The following is a 17,541-nucleotide window of genomic DNA, read 5'->3' as shown; positions in this document are numbered from 1 at the left end:
TCCTTTATATGCCACTTAGGACATCGTCCATGATCTTCAGAAAAAGATCGATTTCCTCCCTGCTTATGATCAGTGCCGGAAGCAGCCTCACCACTTCACCGCCAGTGACATTCAGCAGGAGCTGATGCTCCAGTGCTCTTTCTTTCACTCTTTCCGCATGCTCGCCTGCCACCAGACCCAGCATGAGGCCTTCACCGCGGATCTCCCGGATGACCAGAGGATGCCTGTCCATGAGCACCTCCAGCCCCTCCCGAAGGTATCTGCTCTTCTCCTGCAGTTCCTGCTGGAATCCTTCTTCAAGAAGCACCGACAGCATCGCATCCCCCGCGGCGCAGGCCACGGGATTGCCACCGAAAGTGGATCCATGGTCTCCCGGTTTCAGCACATCCTTCACACTTTCATGAACCAGCATGGCGCCGATGGGCAGTCCTCCGCCAAGCCCTTTGGCAAGGGTCATGGCGTCAGGGGTCAGCTCATAGGCTTCATGGGCGAAGAGATGCCCCGTCCTCATGAGACCCGTCTGCACCTCGTCCACCAGAATCAGCGCATGATGCTTTTCCGCCTCTTCTCTCATGGCCGCGATGAATTTTTCACTCACCTGCCGAAGCCCCCCTTCTCCCTGGATGACTTCAAAAATGATGCCGCAGGTGTTTTCATCCACAGCTTCTCTTAAAGCATCCACATCATTCAGCGGGATATGCACCACGTCCTGAAGGGATTTCCCGAACTGGTCCTTGTATTTTCCGTTCCCCGTGACACTCATGCTGCCCATGGTTCGACCGTGAAAGCCTCTGTCCACAGACACGAACCTGGTTTTGTCTTCATGAAAGTTCTGCCCGTATCTGCGAGCAAGTTTCAGCATGGCTTCATTGGCTTCCGCACCGGAATTGGCAAAATACACCTTATCGGCAAAGCTGTTTTCCACCAGCTTCTTTGCCAGGGACACCTGAGAAGGGGAGGTGAAATAATTGGAGAGATGAAGATATGAGTCCATCTGCTCCTTTATGGCCGTTACGATGGCAGGATGTCTATGACCCAGGGTATTCACCGCGATGCCCGAATAGAAATCAAGATATCCTACGCCCTCCCTGTCATAGAGATACATGCCTTCCCCGCGGGCGATCTCCAGTGGAATTCTATTATAGAGATTCAGTACATAGTTCTGGTCTTCGCTTAGAAGCGTCATATCCTCACCTCAAATCATCCAGAAGTTTGGTCTTTTCCCGTGTCTTCTCATCCTTGTACTTGATGACCTTGGCTGGAGAGCCTGCCACCACCGCTTCTTCCGGCACATCTTCCGTGACAATGGCTCCCGCTGCCACCACTGCGTTCTTACCGACTCTGACGCCTTCAAGAATCACCGCATTGGCTCCGATGAGGACGCCGTCTTCAATGATCACCGGCGTCTTTGAGGGGGGTTCCAGAACCCCAGCCACCACGGCGCCTGCGCCGATGTGGCAGTTCTTTCCGATGGTTCCTCTGGCGCCCACCACAGCATTCATATCCACCATGGTGCCCTCACCGATGACCGCCCCGATATTGATGACAGCGCCCATCATGATCACTGCCCCTTTTCCGATGACCACGTGTTCTCTGATGTAGGCACCGGGCTCGATTCTCGCATCGATCTTTGTCAGATCCAGTAGCGGAATGGCAGAGTTTCTTCTGTCGTTCTCCACCACCAGCTCCGTGATCAGCTCCCTGTTATGGGACAGGAATTCCTCCAGCATTCTCGCTTCTCCGAAAAGAATCCGGCTGTTTCCTTCTCCGAACACTTTCATATCCCCGAAATCCGCCACATCAAGTTCCCCATTGACATAGACTTTGACTGGTGTGCTCTTTTCCGCATTTTTGATGAATGCCGCTATGGCATAGGCATCCTGTAACATCATTTCACTCATTTTCAATCATCCTTTCATCATATGGTCCATGTCGTACAGACCCGGTTTCTGTTTTCCTATGAACTGCGTAGCTTTCACGGCTCCTCTGGCAAAGAGCATCCTGGATTCTCCCCTGTGGATGAGCTCCAGACTTTCTGCCTCCAGGGCAAAGAGCACGGTATGTTCTCCCACGATGCTCCCCCCTCGCACTGCATGGATGCCCAGATCGCCTTTCTTTCGCGGAGAGAATCCTTCTCGTCCGTAGACCCGCTTATGGGAGGCTCCTCCTTCCTCCACCGCATCGGCCAGAAGAAGCGCTGTTCCGCTGGGCGCATCCTTTTTTCGGCTATGATGCTTCTCGATGATCTCCACATCCGCATCCTCTCCCAGAAGTCTTGATGCTTCTCTGACCAGGTGTTTCAGTACACAGACCCCCAGACTGTAGTTTCCGCTTTTCATGATGGGAATGAGCCTTGCCGCTTCTTCGATTGCCTGAAGGTCCTTCTCATCATGACCAGTGGTGCCGATGACAAGAGGCACCTGATTTTCCGTGCAGTAGGCAAGAATGCTCCCGATGGCCTCTTTACCGGAAAAATCAATGGCCACATCTGCGCCGCCCATGGACGACACGTAAGCGCTCTCTTCCTTGTCCACGGATACCACTTCCACGTCAGGATGCTCTTCCGCATAGAGAGCGGAAATGGCTCTGCCCATCTGTCCTCCGGCCCCGAATAGTATCACCTTCATCTGCCTTCTCCTCCTTCCAGGAGACCGTAGGCGCTGAGCACACTCAGCAGCTTCTCTCTGCTCCGCTCTTCCAGTGCCACAAGGGGAAGCCTCAGTTCTCCCGCCTCATACCCCATGAGATTCAGCGCTTCTTTGGCCGGAACCGGGTTGGTATCCATGAAGAGTGCGGATGTCAGCTCTTCATAGTTACTCTGACTGCCAAGAGATTTTTCTATCCTTCCTTCCACATAGTCATAGACCATCTCATGGACGGCTTTCGGCACCACATTGGATAAGACGGAGATGACCCCATGGGCTCCTCTTTCCATGAACGCACAGATCTCATTGTCGTTTCCGGAATAGACTCTGAAGTTCTCCTTCACCTCTTTCAGAATGGTTTCAGCTCGATCTGGTTCACCGGAAGCCTCCTTGAGACCGACGATGTTTTCGATCTCAGACAGCTTCACCACGGTCTCAGGCAGAAGATCCACAGAGGTTCTGCCGGGGACATTATAGAGTATGATGGGAAGCTTCACCGCATCAGCCACAGCCTTATAGTGGGCATAGAGCCCTCTCTGACTGGGCTTGTTATAGTACGGTGTCACCAGAAGAAGACCGTCCACACCGAGCTTCTCCGCCTCCCTGGAAAGAGAAATGCTGTCGCTGGTGGAGTTTGACCCTGTGCCGGCGATGACCGGTACGCGGCCCTTGACCAGATCCACGGTGAAGCGGAAAAGAGCCAGTTTCTCTTCTTTAGACAGGGTGGCAGACTCTCCTGTGGTACCGGCCATGACAAGTGCATCTGTGCCTTCCTGAATCTGCCACTCTATAAGATTCTTCAATGACACGTAATCAATCTCTCCGTTTTTAAAAGGGGTGATCAGGGCAACCCCTGCACCAATCCATAAATTCATCTTCTTTCCTCCCATATGCTCTTTAAAATCTGCACCGCATTGCTTGCTGCGCCTTTTCTCACATTGTCCGCCACGCACCAGAGGTGCAGAGAATTATGAAGGCTCTCATCTTTTCTCAGTCTGCCCACCAGAACCTGGTCCTGGCCTGCCGCATCTCTGGCGGTGGGATAGTCCGTTTCATAGTAGAGGATGCCTTCCGCCGAAGCCAGAGCCCTGGCAAGCTCCTCATAGTCGATTTCTCTTTTGCAAGTGACATTCATGGCCACGCTGTGCCCGTTTAAAACCGGCACTCTGACGCAGGTGGCGGTGACCTTCATCTTCTCATTGTCCAGAATCTTTCTGGTTTCCTCGATCATCTTCTGCTCTTCCTTCGTGTACCCGTCCTCCAGGAACACATCAATCTGGGGCAGGCAGTTATCGGAAATGATCTTGGGATAGAAGGAAGGCGCTTTGCCTTCCCGGGTGCCCAGAAGATCCTCCACGCCCTTCTGTCCGGAGCCTGACACCGCCTGGTAGGTGGTATAGGCTACTCTTTCCACCTGGTAGAGATCATGGATCACTTTCAGGGGCAGCACGGACTGGATGGTGGAACAGTTGGGATTGCTGATGAGAAGATGTTCTCCTATGGCCTTCCTGTTGATTTCCGGAATCACCAGAGGCACTTCTTCATGCATACGCCACTGACTGCTGTTGTCGATGACGGTGATGCCGTTTCTTGTCGCCACAGGTGCATAGATGCCCGAGATGCTTCCTCCTGCAGAGAAGAGGGCGTACTGGAATCTTTCCCTGTCAAAGGAGCCTTCCGTAAGCTCTTCCACCTTAATCTCATTTCCCTGAAAGAGAACCTTCTGTCCCGCAGATCTTTCCGATGCCAGCAGCACCAGGTTTCCCAGCGGAAGATTCATCTCTTCCAGCACCGTCAGAAAGGTTCTGCCCACCATACCGGTGGCCCCCACAATGGCCAGATTCAGTTTATCCAATTTCCATCTCTCCTTTCGCAATGCATACTGCAGGTCCTTCCAGAACCACCTGGTCTCCCACAGTGACCTCAAGAGTTCCTCCATCCACATGAACCTTGGCCTGTGGCTTTGTGAAGCCCAGCTTATGAGCGATCACCTGAGCGGATGCGGCCCCTGTGCCGCAGGCCAGCGTGTAGCCCACTCCGCGTTCAAAGGTTACAAGTCTTATGTCATCCTCACTTTCCACTTTCACGAAGTTCACGTTGATGTGCTCCGGAAAGAATTCATGGTGACAGAGGCCATCGGCATCCTCATAGGGCACCTCCTCCTCTGTGAAGACCACCCCATGAAGGGTCCCGATAAAGAGCACATGAAGATCATAGCTTCTTCCGTTCACCGTAAGGCTCAGGATTTCCCCCTCATAAACCTCCCTTCTCACATGCGGTGCAGTGAGATGAAAAGATGGCTTCATGAGCCCGATGCGGATGCTGTCATACCCGGAAGACACATCCACCGGCAGAATTCCCGCCAGGGTTTCCACCTGGAACCGGTCAGTTTCGACCAGATCATCTTCATGGGCGAACCGTGCAAAGCATCTCAGCCCGTTTCCGCACATAGGTGCAACACTGCCGTCCTGATTGTAGTAGGCCATCATAAGATCCGCCACGGAAGAGGCCTTCACGATGAGCAGCCCATCCGCGCCGATGCCGAAGTTTCTGTGACAGAGGGCTTTAGCCGTTTCACTTTCTTCTCTTCCCTCCAGATCCTCTTCTCTCAGGAGGATGAAGTCATTGCCGGTGCCGTGGTATTTTGTGAATTTCATGTTTTCCGCCCTCCTTACAGGGAAAAGGCATCGGCAATGAGTGCTACCGCCTTCTCCTTATGCGCTTTCTCCATGGTATAGGAGATGGAGATCTCCGATGTGCTCACCTGCTTGAAGGTGATGCCGTTTTCCGCAAAAAGCGTAAAGATCCTTGCGGCTACACCGCTCTGGGTTCTCATGCCGGAGCCCACCACGGAAACCTTCAGCATCTCGGTGGTGGTGGTCAGCGCCGCTCCAGAAAGCTGATCCACCACATCATGGAGTACCGATTCCATGAGCTTTCTGTCTTCAGCGGATGCCGTGAAGGAAAGGGTTACGGATCCATCCGGCATGGGCGTCTGGCTGATCATGTCCACAATAATCTCCTCCTCCGCCAGTTTCCTGAAGATATCCGCCGTATGGGTGCCTGCCTCTGGCAGACGGCTGATGGTGACCATCATGATGTTTTCCAGTACCGACAGACCGGTGATGCTTCTCTCTTCCACGTTTCTTTCTCCTTCCTGTATATAGGTTCCTCTTCTGTCTTCATGGGCCGATCCCACATAGATGACGACGCCGTAGTTCTGGGCAATGTCCACGGATCGGGGTTCCATGACCTTGGCCCCCAGAAATGCCATTTCCTTCATCTCCTCATAGGTGATGCTGTCCATGTGCCTTGCCTTGGGATATAGCCTTGGATCCACGCCGTAGATACCATCCACATCCGTATAGATCTCGCAGTGGCAATGAAGCTTCGCTGCCAGAGCCACTGCTGTGGTGTCGGATCCTCCTCTGCCGAGGGTCGTGATTTCTCCGTTTTCGTTATATCCCTGGAATCCTGCAACCACCACGATGTATCCTTCGGAGAGATATTTTTCGATGTTTTTCGGGTCAATGTCTCGGATCTTATTCTTCGTATGCATGCCTTCAGTTAGGATCCCCGCCTGGTAGCCTGTGAGGGATACGGCTTGTAGTCCCTTCTCCTGAAGAATCATGGTGAGAAGAGCGATGGAGACCTGCTCCCCCGTAGCCAGCATCATGTCCACTTCTCTTTTGGACGGATTCTCCGATGCTTCCCTGGCCATGGACAGAAGCTGATTGGTGGTCTTTCCCATGGCGGAGACCACCACCACAATCTCTTCTCCTTCTTTCCGTCTTCTTTTAAGCTTCTCTGCGATGCGCTTCATTCTGTCAAGGTCCGCCACTGAGGAGCCGCCGAATTTCAGTACTGTTCTCATCCTTTAATACTCCTCCATCCGATCATTTCTCACGAGGTCCTCATAGGTCTCCCTCGCAACCACTACCTTTGACTTTCCGTTTCTGACGAAGATCACTGGCGGTTTTCTCAGCCGGTTGTAGTTGGATGCCATGGAGTAATGGTAGGCCCCTGTGGAAAGCACTGCCAGAAGGTTTCCTTTTTCCGGTACCGGAAGATGTGCTTCTCTCACCAGAATATCTCCAGACTCGCAGGCCTTTCCTGTCACCGTATAGACTTCCTCCAGAGGGTCCTCCATCCTGTCCGCCAGGCACGCTGTATAGGCTGCATCGTATAGGACTGTGCGGATATGATCCGCCATGCTTCCATCCACAAAGACATATTTCTTTCCGCCATAGGTGGTTTTGGTGCCGCCCACTTCATAAAGCGTGGTGCCCGCATTGGCCACGATGGCCCGCCCTGGCTCTATGAGCAGTTTCAGCGGAAGAAGCCCCGCTTGTTCTGCAATCCCCGCTGCATGTTCCAACAGATTTTTCAGGAAGCTCCTATAGGCCATGGGCGCATCCTTTTCCTCATAAGAGACCCCAAAGCCTCCGCCCAGATTCAGCGCCCTGATCCCTATCCCCTTCTCCTTCAGGCTGGCTACATAACCCATCATCTCCTCCACAGCCTTGAAGTAGGATTCTTCTTCAAAGATCTGGGATCCGATGTGACAGTGGATGCCTTGAAAGTCCAAGAGCGGATTTCTATCAAGGGAACTGATGAGATCTTTAGTGTCCTCACTGAAGATACTGAGACCGAATTTCGAGTCATTTTTCGTTGTGCTGATGTATTCATGAGTATGGGCTTCAATGCCGGGATTCACCCGGAGCATCACTTTCTGATGCTTTGTGTTTTCTTTCAGAATCCTACTCAGTCTTTCCGCCTCGTCTTCATTGTCCAGGATGATGGTTCCAACACCGCTCGATACGGCATAGAAAAGTTCCTCCAGTGATTTGTTGTTTCCGTGAAAGAAGATCTTCTCCGCTGGAAAGCCCACTGAAAGAGCTGTGAAGAGCTCTCCTCCCGATACCACATCCACAGAAAGTCCTTCTTCTCCTATGAGCTTTGCCATGGCTTTTGTCATGAATGCCTTGGAGGCATAAATCACTTCCGTCTCGATTTTCTCATGGGTGAAGTTTTCTCCAAAGAGCCTAGCTCTAGATCTCATTTCCTCCTCATCCATGATGTAGAGAGGGGTTCCATAGGTCGCGGCCAGTTCCCTGGCGCTGACCCCACCGATATGCAGCTGGTTGTTTACGATGTTCTGTGTACCATATAGTCTCATGGGTTTATCCTCCTGCAGATATAAAAAATATGACCGTGAGCGAATGCTCACGGTCATAAAAATACACCTTGCAGTCGCCCTGCCATGTTAAAGCGCACTTCCAGACCATTGGGCAACGATCTGGAAATAGTCCCTGGCTTATTCAGTCAGGGCCCAGTACAATGTACTTCGGCGTCAGCCCCTTTCCCTTTCACGGTACTCTTGACTTGACGCGACCTCTTTTCACACGGCTGTATTAAATTATTGCTATCTTACAATTAATTTGTTTTATTGTCAAACAAATCCCTCATAATAATTGAATAATTATGCATTCCTTAATTTGTTTCCCATTGTCACAGGATGTAATCCTTTTAAGCAGAAAACTATTTTTTGAAATTATAAAAGCAGGAGGAAATAGGTCTCTGATCAGACTTTCTTCACTCCTGCTTTATTCTTTGATTGTTTTCACAAAAAAATGTTTACTTTTTCACCTGACCATATGTATTGAACTTTTCAATCATTCTATACATTTCTTCTTCATCGAGGATCACTGGATCTCCTATAGATTTTGCTCTATAGTACACTTCTGCGCAGTGTTCAATCTCTTCAGCTTTATTGAATGCATTGGCCAAATCCTGAGCTCCCGTCAGAAGTCCATGATTAGCCAGGAATACCGCGTATCTGTCTTCCATTGCCTTGAATGCATTTTCGGCAAGTTCTTTGGTTCCAAACGATGCATATTCCGCACAACGTACATCCAGACCTGAGAATGCAACTAGATAGCTCGAAGCAGGCAGACCTGTTCTTAAGGTAGCCAGCACTGTTGAATATACAGAATGAGTATGGACCACCGCATCGATATCATCTCTTTTCTTGTAGAAAATGCTGTGCATGGCATATTCACTTGACGGCTTTTTATCTCCATCTACGACTTTGCCATCAAGATCCATAATTACAACATCTTCGGGGTTTGTTTCAAAATAATCAATACCCGATGGGCTAATCGCCATGAGATTTTCCTCGCGATTAAAGATACTGATATTTCCACCAGTTCCTTTAGTAAGACCACTTGTTATCAGTTTTTTGCCATATTCTACAATTTCTTTACGTTCTCTTTCCATTAACATCTATCATTTCCTCCTAGTTCAAAAGAGTTAAAGCTACAAAGCTACCTAATGCAATCACAATAGCAGGCATGTCCAAATGGGATTTAACATGAGTATTGGTCCATCTGTTGATATATTCTCCAGCCATTGAAGATACCGCTCCGGAAACTGCTCCAATCAGAACACTTCCTGTGGCAAAAGCAATATACCCCGCTACCATCGTAACATGATGAGATACCACAAAGTTATTGGCTTTTGTAAACAGAAACAGGAGAGACACAGCACTGATAGCCCAGCCAATGCTATTCACATTAATTGCCAATGCAGCGTAAGAAGTTACCGCCGCCAGTCCGAAGCCCCATAATGCCGTATAAACAATATACCTTGGAGAAAAATCAAACTTTTTCTCTCCAGAAGGGTATGCTCCAAATAAACCTTGTTTTCCGATTAATAACCTTGAAGCTATTCCCATAATTACTACAGTTGTAGCAATGGTATCGATGGCAATCCCTGTATTGATAAGCATATTATTAATCAGAAGTCCCAATACACCGAATATACCACCTACTAAAAGAATCATAGGGTCTTTAATGGCAAAAAGCGGTGTGGCACAATCTGCACCATCAATAGTATACTCATTCAGCTCAGCACCTTCACATTTCTTGAGCCCCGCATAAGCTGCTGCCGCAACGCCACCAACAAATGCAATATGTGGTCCAAAGAAGGGACCGAAGGCCACTGTATTTAGAAAGGAAGCATCGCCGATTGATAAATTGATTGCAATTCCCACAAGCGCCATAAGCCCTGTGAAAATAAATGAAATGGTACCTCCAATGGCTGCGCCAAACAGACCACCACCAAACGCCGCCAGTATTAATGCTAGTTCCATAATCTTATCCTCCTACCTATACTCATAAATCAAGTGTTCATTATTCATGTATCTTTTAATATCAGCTATGATCATTTTTGTGTGATTGCCTAAGATGTCATAGGTTGCTCCTGCAATATGAGGCGTAATTACTACATTGCTCAACTCTGTAATAAATGGATGGTTCTTATAGATTGGTTCTTTCGCATACACATCAAGTGCTGCTCCTGCGATTTCCTTATTCCTCAGCGCTTCAATAAGGGCTTCCTCATCCACAACCGCAGCACGGGCACAGTTGATGAAATAGGCACTCTTCTTCATTTTCGCAAAAGCTTCTTCATTGATGAGATTTCTGGTGTCTTCTGTTACCTTCAGATGCACCGTCACCATATCAGATTTTCTGAGCAGCTCGTCAAGTGAGACTTTCGTTCTTCCCAATCTGTTGACATCCACATCTGAAACATAAGGATCGTAGATGAGCAGATTCATACCAAAAGCATGGGCGATTTCGCCAACTCTTCGGCCTATACTTCCATATCCGATGATGCCAAGCGTCTTGTCCTTCAGCTCCATTCCCTTGAATACAACATATGGGCTATGTTCATCCATCCCCCAGATCACATCATCTCTGAGTCCTTTCTTTGCAGATTCCTTTTCTGGTGCTTCCCCCGTAAACTCACCGTTTTTCAAAGCCATATGAGCCTGAGGAATGTTTCTTGCAACGGACAGCATCAAAGCTATCGTATGTTCTGCAGTAGAATCTGAGTTTCTTCCTGGAGTATATAGCACTTTTATCCCTTTAGATTTTGCATATGCAGTATCTACGTTCACAGGGGTTGCTCTTGTACAAGCCACAAGTTTCAGATTCCTGCAACCATCGATTACATTCTTAGTAATATCATCATAGCTTGTGATGATGATTTCCTTGTCTTTTCCATACTCTATAAGTTCACTTTCAGTCAGCTTAGGCAATCCAAGCGCCCAGCCTTTTATATCAACATCACCAAGCGATTTGATCTGTTCCAGATACTGATCATCATACTCTGCTGTAAATAATATTTTCATTAATATACCTCTTTTCCAATCTGATTCAAAATTGAACTTCTTTTGTTCCATAAATTTTCAAAATTCACACGTGCCTCGTGGTACAACTCAAAATACTTAGCATATTGCTCAGTATTTTCTGCTATCGGCTTATATGATGCCTTCGATCTGCAGGTTCTGTTTTTTGCATCCTCAAAACTATCATATATCCCCAGTGTCACCCCCAGCATCATAGCAACGCCCTTGGCTGCAAACTCATTCCCTTCTGAGACCTCAACATTTCTGCCTGTTACATCGGAGATGATCTGAGCCCATACTGGACTATCCGCTCCACCGCCGGCTAGGTAAATTGTACCCTCTTCGGTCGTCAATGAACCTTCTAGGCAGTCCTTTATTGAGAATGCAATGCCTTCGTAAACAGCTTTAACCATTTCCATCCTAGACACATAGTTGTTTAATCCAAAGAAGTTTGCTCTGGCATTGGGGCAGTAGAAAGGAGATCTTTCACCGGATGTGCTGATATAAGGATGGTAAATGACTCCTTTGGGCACTGGCGGCATTTTCGCCAGTTCTGCATCGATTTCCTTATAGGATTTTATGTTTGAAATATTGTTTAAAACCCAGTCAATATTAGGTGTTCCTGACATAGTAGGCTGCAAGTTCACATACAATCCATCTCTGCCGTGAACTTCAAACCTGCTGGTACCATGCCCTGGATTGATGGTATCTGTTACGATGACCGTAGCACAGGTCGTACCAAGAATGGTTGATGTGTCTCCGCTATTGATTGCTCCTACCCCCACAGAAGAAGCGATAACATCGATAGCCCCTACCCCCACTGGTGTGTTCTCAGAGATTCCCAGCTTATGAGCAATTTCCTTGGTCACTGTTCCTGCAATCTCATAGGATTTTTTTACTTCAGACATCAAATCCGCTACTTCTTCAATACCTAACTCTGCAAAGAATTTTCTGGAGAACTCAAGGTTATTGATGTCCATGAGAGAAGTTGCTGAATCAGAATACTCCATAGCCACTTCACCGGTAAGCTTAAATCTGATCCAATCTTTACAAAACAGAAGGTTCTTCGCCTTTTCAAGAACTTCAGGTCTGTGCTTTTTTGCCCACATAAGATGAGACAGAGCAGTTCCTGGAAAAGGTTGTGTGCCTGTAAACTTGTATGCTTTGTCATACAGATCATTCTTGCTCTGAATCAGATCATCAACTACATCCTTGCTTCTGCCGTCATTCCATAAATAGGCATTGGAAACCGGTTCTCCATCTTCATCTATCAGCCATATTCCTTCACCCTGTCCTGTGATGCTGATTCCCAAAACATCTTCAGCTTCCAGATTCGCAGTTACTTCCACAAGACAGTCCAGTACTTTTTCCCATAAAACATTCATATCCTGTTCTACGCCACCATTTGCTACAAGTACTGGTTCATTGTCTCTATAAGCTGATTTCACTTCATATCCGTCCAAATCAAACAATACCGCTTTCACCCTTGAAGTTCCAGCATCAATCCCAATTAAATATCCCATTTTCATCCTCCATTTCATCCATCGTAGTCCATGATATCTCTGGCTGTTTCATAGTCAGTAACCAGAACGTTTATCACACTTCCACATAATGCGCCAGTCACAGCTTTTACTTTTTCTCGTCCATAAGCGATTCCTATCCTTGTAGGTATGTCCATATAATTATCAAATGCGATTCCCATGATCAGCTCGTTATAATCAGATTCAACTAATTTACCTTGTCGATCAAACATCCTGAAACAGACATCCCCAACAGCACCCATTCTGCTTAGTTCTTCAAAAGTACTCTCGTCTAGATAGTTATATTTGATCAGAGTACCATCTTCATCAAGGTTCCCTATGCCTACTACAGATACATCTATTGAATTATATCGTTCAAGAATATTGTGATAGTATTTTTCTCTTTTCAGTAACTTTACCAGTTCCTTATTCTCCATCTTTGCAGGCGCATACAGGTTATAGGACTGCCCTCCCAATGTCATAGCCAACACATTGGTTACCTCTTCAGGCTTGATGGCTGTCTTTGAAGTGTTGATTCCCCCACAGAGCTGAATTACAGACACCTCACCATCCATATCATCTTCAACGATATAGTTACTCGTGAGGGTACTTAGTGAATTGCCCCAAGATATACCAATGTCACACTTTTGCTGTTTCTCTAATATTCTCTTAATGAACTGATTGATAAACTTAGACGCTGCAATACCAATTGGTTTCTCATCAATATTCTCTTTTACAACAATCGCCTTTTGCAGATTATACTTTTTTTCAAGTCTGTACTCTAGATCGATATCAAAATTCTCATACCCATTAATCTTGATTTCAACGATTCGCTCCTGAATCGCTCTCTGAATCAATCGGTTGACTTTTTGTCTGGATATCCCTAGCTTCTCAGCGATATTCTGCTGTGTGAGGTTTAGTTTGTAGTAGTAATATGCAACTTGTATCAGTTCCTGATGCGAATCTTTCATTTTAATTTCTCCTATAGCGCTATAGATGATTTGTTTTTGAAACGTTTACGAGTTTTATTATAGTATTACATTTGAACATAGTCAATAACACCCACTGTTATTAATTTCATAATAATACAAGTAAATAATATAAAATATTGACTAATTTTCTAATAATATTACTGTTTTGTTATTTCAAGGAAAAATTTGTGAGATTATTAACGCTTATAATTATTACATATGTAACTATCAACTCATGATTCCTAGTTTACCAGTTACTTTTGTAAACGAATATCATTTAATCATTTCATTGCACGAAATCGTTTTTGATAAAATATTAACTATCAAAATCAGGTGTTTTCTTGCTGAATTTCAATCATTTTATTGATAAAAAAGTTTAGACCACTTATAAAAGCAATCTAAACAATTTGTTTTCTATTCTGTTTGTGATTCGTCAGCTTACAGGGCAAGGATTCTATTCCAGACCTCTTCCTGTACGGGAATACCCTTCTCCAGATTCTCTTTTCTTCTCCTGATGGTGGACTGCCCCGGATAGGAAACCCCTCCGATTTCTTCATCCATTTCAGATGTCTTCAGATCCTCCACTATTCGCGTAATCATCTCGTCGATTTGGGCTGCTGTGCTGAACTTCTTGGGATCGATGGCCAGAAGCACCTGGGAGAGTCCCGATTCATTCTCGGAATCCTTTTCGATGTCACAGGTGGCATTACCGCCAGCAAGGACCGTGGCAATCATGTCAAGAACGATAGAAAGTCCGCTGCCTTTCCAGAACCCTATGGGCAGCACTCTTCCGCTCTCTTCGATGGCTCCAGGATCTGTACTCAGTTTCCCTTCTTTATCATATCCACCAGGAATAGGAAGCTTCTTCCCTTTCATCCTGTAGTCTTCCAGCTTTCCATAGGAGAACTGGGACATGGCCATATCCAGCACCACATGTTCTCCGCTGGTTCTTGGTACCGCCATGATGAAGGGATTATTCCCGATCTTATGGTCTTTCCCCCCATAGGCCGGCATATTGGGCATGGTGTTGGTCCAGCATATGCCGATGTACCCTTCTTCGGCTGCCTGCCATCCGTAGGCTCCGCCTCGAAGCCAATGATTGGTGTTTCGGAGCGCCACGATCCCTATGCCGTTTTCCTCAGCCAGTTCACAGGCTCTATTCATGGCGCGCTTGGCGTTTATGTTTCCAAGGCCCAGATTTCCGTTCCATCTTTCCATGGCGCCGAAACGCATCTCACACTCGGGCAGGGCTTTCGGATCTATGATTCCTCGATCAATATAGCCGACGATTCTTGGAAATCTGTTTACGCCGTGAGAGTAGACTCCGTCAAGGCTTGTTTTGGCGAAGTTCATTGCCGCTTCCAAAGCGATGTCTTCCGAGACGCCGCGGTCGGTGAGGATTCTCTTGAATTCATTCAGCATGGTCTCATATGGTATTCTCATTTACTTTTCCCCCAGTTTTTATTTGTTCTATTTCCATCTTATCACGATTAGAGAGCTTCTGAACCACAAAAAAAGTGCAGCGCTCTAGGAAGGCAGCTGCACTTTTTTTCGTCTTTCCATATGAAGAAGTGTCAGGGAGATGAGAAGTGTCAGAAGCTCCACCAGAGGAATGGTGATCCATACCCCGGTGATGCCCATGGCACCTGCCAGGAAAAGCAGGACCGGTGGTATGAGGAGTATTCCTCGAAGGAGTGACACGATAAAGGAGGGTCTTGGTTTCGCCTTGGCGGAAAAGTAGGAGATGATGGTGATATTTATCCCTGCGAAGAGGAAGGAGGAGAAATAGATCCGCATGCCTTCCTTGGCCAGGCGATGAAGCTCCAGGTTGTTCTCCGAGTTGAACGCTCTGATGATTCCATCGGAATTGCCGATGAAGATGCCGTAGAGAAAGAGCGCCAGTGCTGCTGAGAAAAGAATCCCAAGATTCAGGGTTCTGCGTACATTCTCCTGATTCTTCTGACCATGATTGAAACTGATGATGGGCTGAATCCCCTGGCCCACGCCAGAGAAGATGGCAATGAGGATCAGCGCCAGATTGGCGATGATGCCATAGGCTGCCACACCGATTTCTCCGATGTAGTGAAGGATCACCAGGTTAAAGAGAAGAATCACAAGCCCCGAGGAGAGCTCTGTGATGAAGGTGGGAATACCGATGGAAACCACCTTTCTAATTTCCAGCGGTCTGAGCCGGGTCTTCACAAACCTGAAGTGATGCTTCTTTCTTAGGAAGAAGGGCATCATCACAAGGATACTTAGAATCGGCGCGATGCCTGTGGCCAGGGCTGCACCGAACATACCCATCCCCAGGGGATAGATGAAGATGTAGTCCAGAAGGATGTTACTGAGACTTCCTGTCATCATAGCGATCATGGCAAGCCTTGGATGGCCGTCATTTCGCACCATACTCACCAGAATACTGTTCACCATGAAGGCTATGGAGAAGTTGAAGACCGTGTAGGTATAGTCTCTGGACATCTCAACAAGATGATCTTCTGCTCCTAGAAGCATCACGATTTCATCCGGAAACAGAAGCCCAATGATGGTGAAGAGAAGCCCGATGAAAACGCCCAGAATCATCATCTGGGTGAACACTTCATTTCCTCTTTTCGGTTTCTTCTCCCCGCGGTAAATGGAGTAGACGGTTCCCACTCCTGTTCCCAGCAGAAGACTCATGGCATAGACCACGGTATAGGCGGGAATCACAAGGTTCAAAGAGACCAGGCCATCCTTGCCGATGCCGTTGGCGATGAAGAAGGTGTCCGCCAGGATGAAGGCGGAAAATCCGATCATGCTGATGACGTTCAGGGATACATATTTAAAAAATGTCTTATATAACTGTTTTCTTTCTTTAGACTTTGTGTTCATAGGTCCTCCGATCATTCAGGTGAAGCACTTCGCTACCGCATTTCCGGTATTTCAGCGCTTCAGCTCATCATACTATACCCAATTTCCACTTTTTCGTCAAAGCATGAAATTTGCCATTTATCCATTTCTCCCTGTGGAATATTATCATTCTATTTACGGCTCATTTTTCCCGATGTCATACTGTCCTGTTTTCGCACTTTTTTCAGAATTTGCAACAACTCCAGACACTTCAATAATTCTATGAAAACCATTGATGCTGTGTTAAGATAGTGAAATGAAAAATAAAATAGGACAGGATGGATGTTAGATGTTTATTGGCGAAATCGCTGCAATACTTACCGCCTTCTGCTGGGTCGGATCTTCCGTATCCTTTGAATACGCAGGCAAGAAAGTCGGATCACTGGTTCTGAATCTCATGAGACTTGTGGTCTCACTGGTCATTATCACCATCATCAATTTCTTTATCACCAGCGGCTTCAGGAATCTGAATGTCACCCCTGAAGCGTTCCAGGCACTGCTCTTTTCAGGCCTTGTAGGTTTTGTTCTGGGTGATATGTTCCTGTTTCAGGCATTTGTTGAAATCGGCGCGCGAGTGTCCATGCTGATCATGGCCCTGGCACCGCCCATCACGGCAGTGATGAGTTATTTCATCCTGGGTGAAAAACTCGGTTTTATCCAGATTGCAGGTATGATGCTGACATTCATCGGAATCGCCATTGTGGTCATGGGAAAAGACAAGGGAAGTCATAAGATTGTCGTAAGGCACCCCATCAAAGGAATCACCTTCGCATTTCTAGGTGCTGTAGGGCAGGCTCTTGGGCTAATCCTCTCCAAAGTGGGTGTGGCGGAGCTGAACCCCTTCGTTGCCACAGAGATCAGAATCTTTGCTGGAATCCTGGGATTCATCCTGATCATCACCGTCACAAAGAAGTGGTCCGGATTCTTCGGCACCTTCAAGAACCGGAATGTCATGACAGGTATCACCATCGGGTCCATCTTCGGTCCTGTGGTGGGTGTATCCCTGTCTCTCATGGCGGTGAAGTACACATCCACAGCCATTGCTTCTACCCTCATGGCCATCGTGCCCATCCTGATCATTCCTGTGAGCATTATTTTCTTCAAGGAAAAGGTCAAGGTCAATGAAGTCATGGGTGCGCTTATAGGCGTGCTGGGTGTTGCTGTCATCTTCATGGGATAGTAAACCTTTCCCAATAATTAATACACTCAATTAGAGTAAGCAAACAGAATTGAAAGCTTAATTATCAGGTTTATGAAAACAATCCAGAAGGGAGCACTCAGGCTGCCATCTGGATTGCTTTTTACTTTATATATTGATAGTGATA

At 47.1% G+C, this 17,541-nt stretch carries 16 protein-coding genes and 1 riboswitch; of the genes, 1 reads left to right on the top strand and 15 read right to left on the bottom strand.

Annotation, left to right across the window (positions count from 1 at the left end; all coding sequences use genetic code 11):
* Nucleotides 1-4: 4 nt before the first annotated feature.
* The 15 genes from J3A84_RS10435 to J3A84_RS10365 all read right to left on the bottom strand — a co-directional run bounded on the left by J3A84_RS10435 (nt 5) and on the right by J3A84_RS10365 (nt 16,198).
* Complete coding sequence (locus tag J3A84_RS10435) at nt 5-1,186, bottom strand: aspartate aminotransferase family protein (protein ID WP_207599965.1); 1,182 nt, start codon at nt 1,184-1,186, stop codon at nt 5-7.
* Between the two features lie 4 nt (nt 1,187-1,190).
* Nucleotides 1,191-1,901 (bottom strand): 2,3,4,5-tetrahydropyridine-2,6-dicarboxylate N-acetyltransferase, encoded by a 711-nt coding sequence (gene dapD, locus J3A84_RS10430; RefSeq protein WP_281069630.1) that lies wholly within the window; start codon nt 1,899-1,901, stop codon nt 1,191-1,193.
* Between the two features lie 6 nt (nt 1,902-1,907).
* Entirely contained in the window at nt 1,908-2,627 is a 720-nt protein-coding gene (gene dapB / locus J3A84_RS10425; protein WP_207599964.1) for a 4-hydroxy-tetrahydrodipicolinate reductase, read from the bottom strand.
* Entirely contained in the window at nt 2,624-3,520 is an 897-nt protein-coding gene (gene dapA, locus J3A84_RS10420; protein ID WP_207599963.1) for a 4-hydroxy-tetrahydrodipicolinate synthase, read from the bottom strand. The genes dapB and dapA overlap by 4 nt, the downstream gene beginning before the upstream one ends.
* Nucleotides 3,517-4,500 (bottom strand): aspartate-semialdehyde dehydrogenase, encoded by a 984-nt coding sequence (locus J3A84_RS10415; protein ID WP_207599962.1) that lies wholly within the window; start codon nt 4,498-4,500, stop codon nt 3,517-3,519. Before J3A84_RS10415 ends, dapA begins: the two co-directional genes overlap by 4 nt.
* Nucleotides 4,493-5,302, bottom strand: coding sequence for a diaminopimelate epimerase (gene dapF, locus J3A84_RS10410; protein WP_207599961.1), 810 nt, complete (start codon nt 5,300-5,302; stop codon nt 4,493-4,495). The genes J3A84_RS10415 and dapF overlap by 8 nt, the downstream gene beginning before the upstream one ends.
* Nucleotides 5,303-5,316: 14 nt before the next feature.
* A complete protein-coding gene (locus tag J3A84_RS10405; RefSeq protein ID WP_207599960.1) occupies nt 5,317-6,519 on the bottom strand; it encodes an aspartate kinase in 1,203 nt (400 codons plus the stop codon).
* A 3-nt stretch (nt 6,520-6,522) separates the two neighbouring features.
* Nucleotides 6,523-7,824, bottom strand: coding sequence for a diaminopimelate decarboxylase (gene lysA, locus J3A84_RS10400; RefSeq protein WP_207599959.1), 1,302 nt, complete (start codon nt 7,822-7,824; stop codon nt 6,523-6,525).
* An 82-nt stretch (nt 7,825-7,906) separates the two neighbouring features.
* Nucleotides 7,907-8,053: riboswitch (Lysine riboswitch) on the bottom strand.
* Nucleotides 8,054-8,282: 229 nt separating this feature from the next.
* Nucleotides 8,283-8,930: an L-fuculose-phosphate aldolase gene (locus J3A84_RS10395; RefSeq protein ID WP_207599958.1), complete on the bottom strand. Its 648-nt coding sequence runs from the start codon at nt 8,928-8,930 to the stop codon at nt 8,283-8,285.
* A 13-nt stretch (nt 8,931-8,943) separates the two neighbouring features.
* Complete coding sequence (locus J3A84_RS10390) at nt 8,944-9,798, bottom strand: DUF7973 family transport facilitator (RefSeq protein ID WP_207599957.1); 855 nt, start codon at nt 9,796-9,798, stop codon at nt 8,944-8,946.
* A 12-nt stretch (nt 9,799-9,810) separates the two neighbouring features.
* Complete coding sequence (locus tag J3A84_RS10385; RefSeq protein ID WP_207599956.1) at nt 9,811-10,842, bottom strand: 2-hydroxyacid dehydrogenase; 1,032 nt, start codon at nt 10,840-10,842, stop codon at nt 9,811-9,813.
* Nucleotides 10,842-12,362 (bottom strand): FGGY-family carbohydrate kinase, encoded by a 1,521-nt coding sequence (locus J3A84_RS10380; RefSeq protein ID WP_207599955.1) that lies wholly within the window; start codon nt 12,360-12,362, stop codon nt 10,842-10,844. Before J3A84_RS10380 ends, J3A84_RS10385 begins: the two co-directional genes overlap by 1 nt.
* 14 nt (nt 12,363-12,376) lie before the next feature.
* Entirely contained in the window at nt 12,377-13,330 is a 954-nt protein-coding gene (locus J3A84_RS10375) for a sugar-binding transcriptional regulator (protein WP_207599954.1), read from the bottom strand.
* Nucleotides 13,331-13,768: 438 nt separating this feature from the next.
* Nucleotides 13,769-14,773 carry a 3-dehydro-L-gulonate 2-dehydrogenase gene (gene yiaK, locus J3A84_RS10370; protein WP_207599953.1) on the bottom strand — a complete coding sequence of 335 codons (1,005 nt, stop codon included), beginning with the start codon at nt 14,771-14,773 and terminating at the stop codon, nt 13,769-13,771.
* 84 nt (nt 14,774-14,857) lie between these two features.
* Nucleotides 14,858-16,198 (bottom strand): MATE family efflux transporter, encoded by a 1,341-nt coding sequence (locus J3A84_RS10365; RefSeq protein ID WP_207599952.1) that lies wholly within the window; start codon nt 16,196-16,198, stop codon nt 14,858-14,860.
* Between the two features lie 307 nt (nt 16,199-16,505).
* Here J3A84_RS10365 and J3A84_RS10360 point away from each other — a divergent pair, with 307 nt between their 5' ends.
* Entirely contained in the window at nt 16,506-17,396 is an 891-nt protein-coding gene (locus J3A84_RS10360; protein WP_207599951.1) for a DMT family transporter, read from the top strand.
* The last annotated feature ends 145 nt before the right edge of the window (nt 17,397-17,541 follow it).

It is taken from the genome of Proteiniclasticum aestuarii (genome assembly GCF_017368455.1).
GTDB classification, from domain to species: domain Bacteria; phylum Bacillota; class Clostridia; order Clostridiales; family Clostridiaceae; genus Proteiniclasticum; species Proteiniclasticum aestuarii.
The sequence above is the reverse complement of the archived record's forward strand: the minus strand, read 5'-3'. Positions and strand labels throughout refer to the sequence as shown.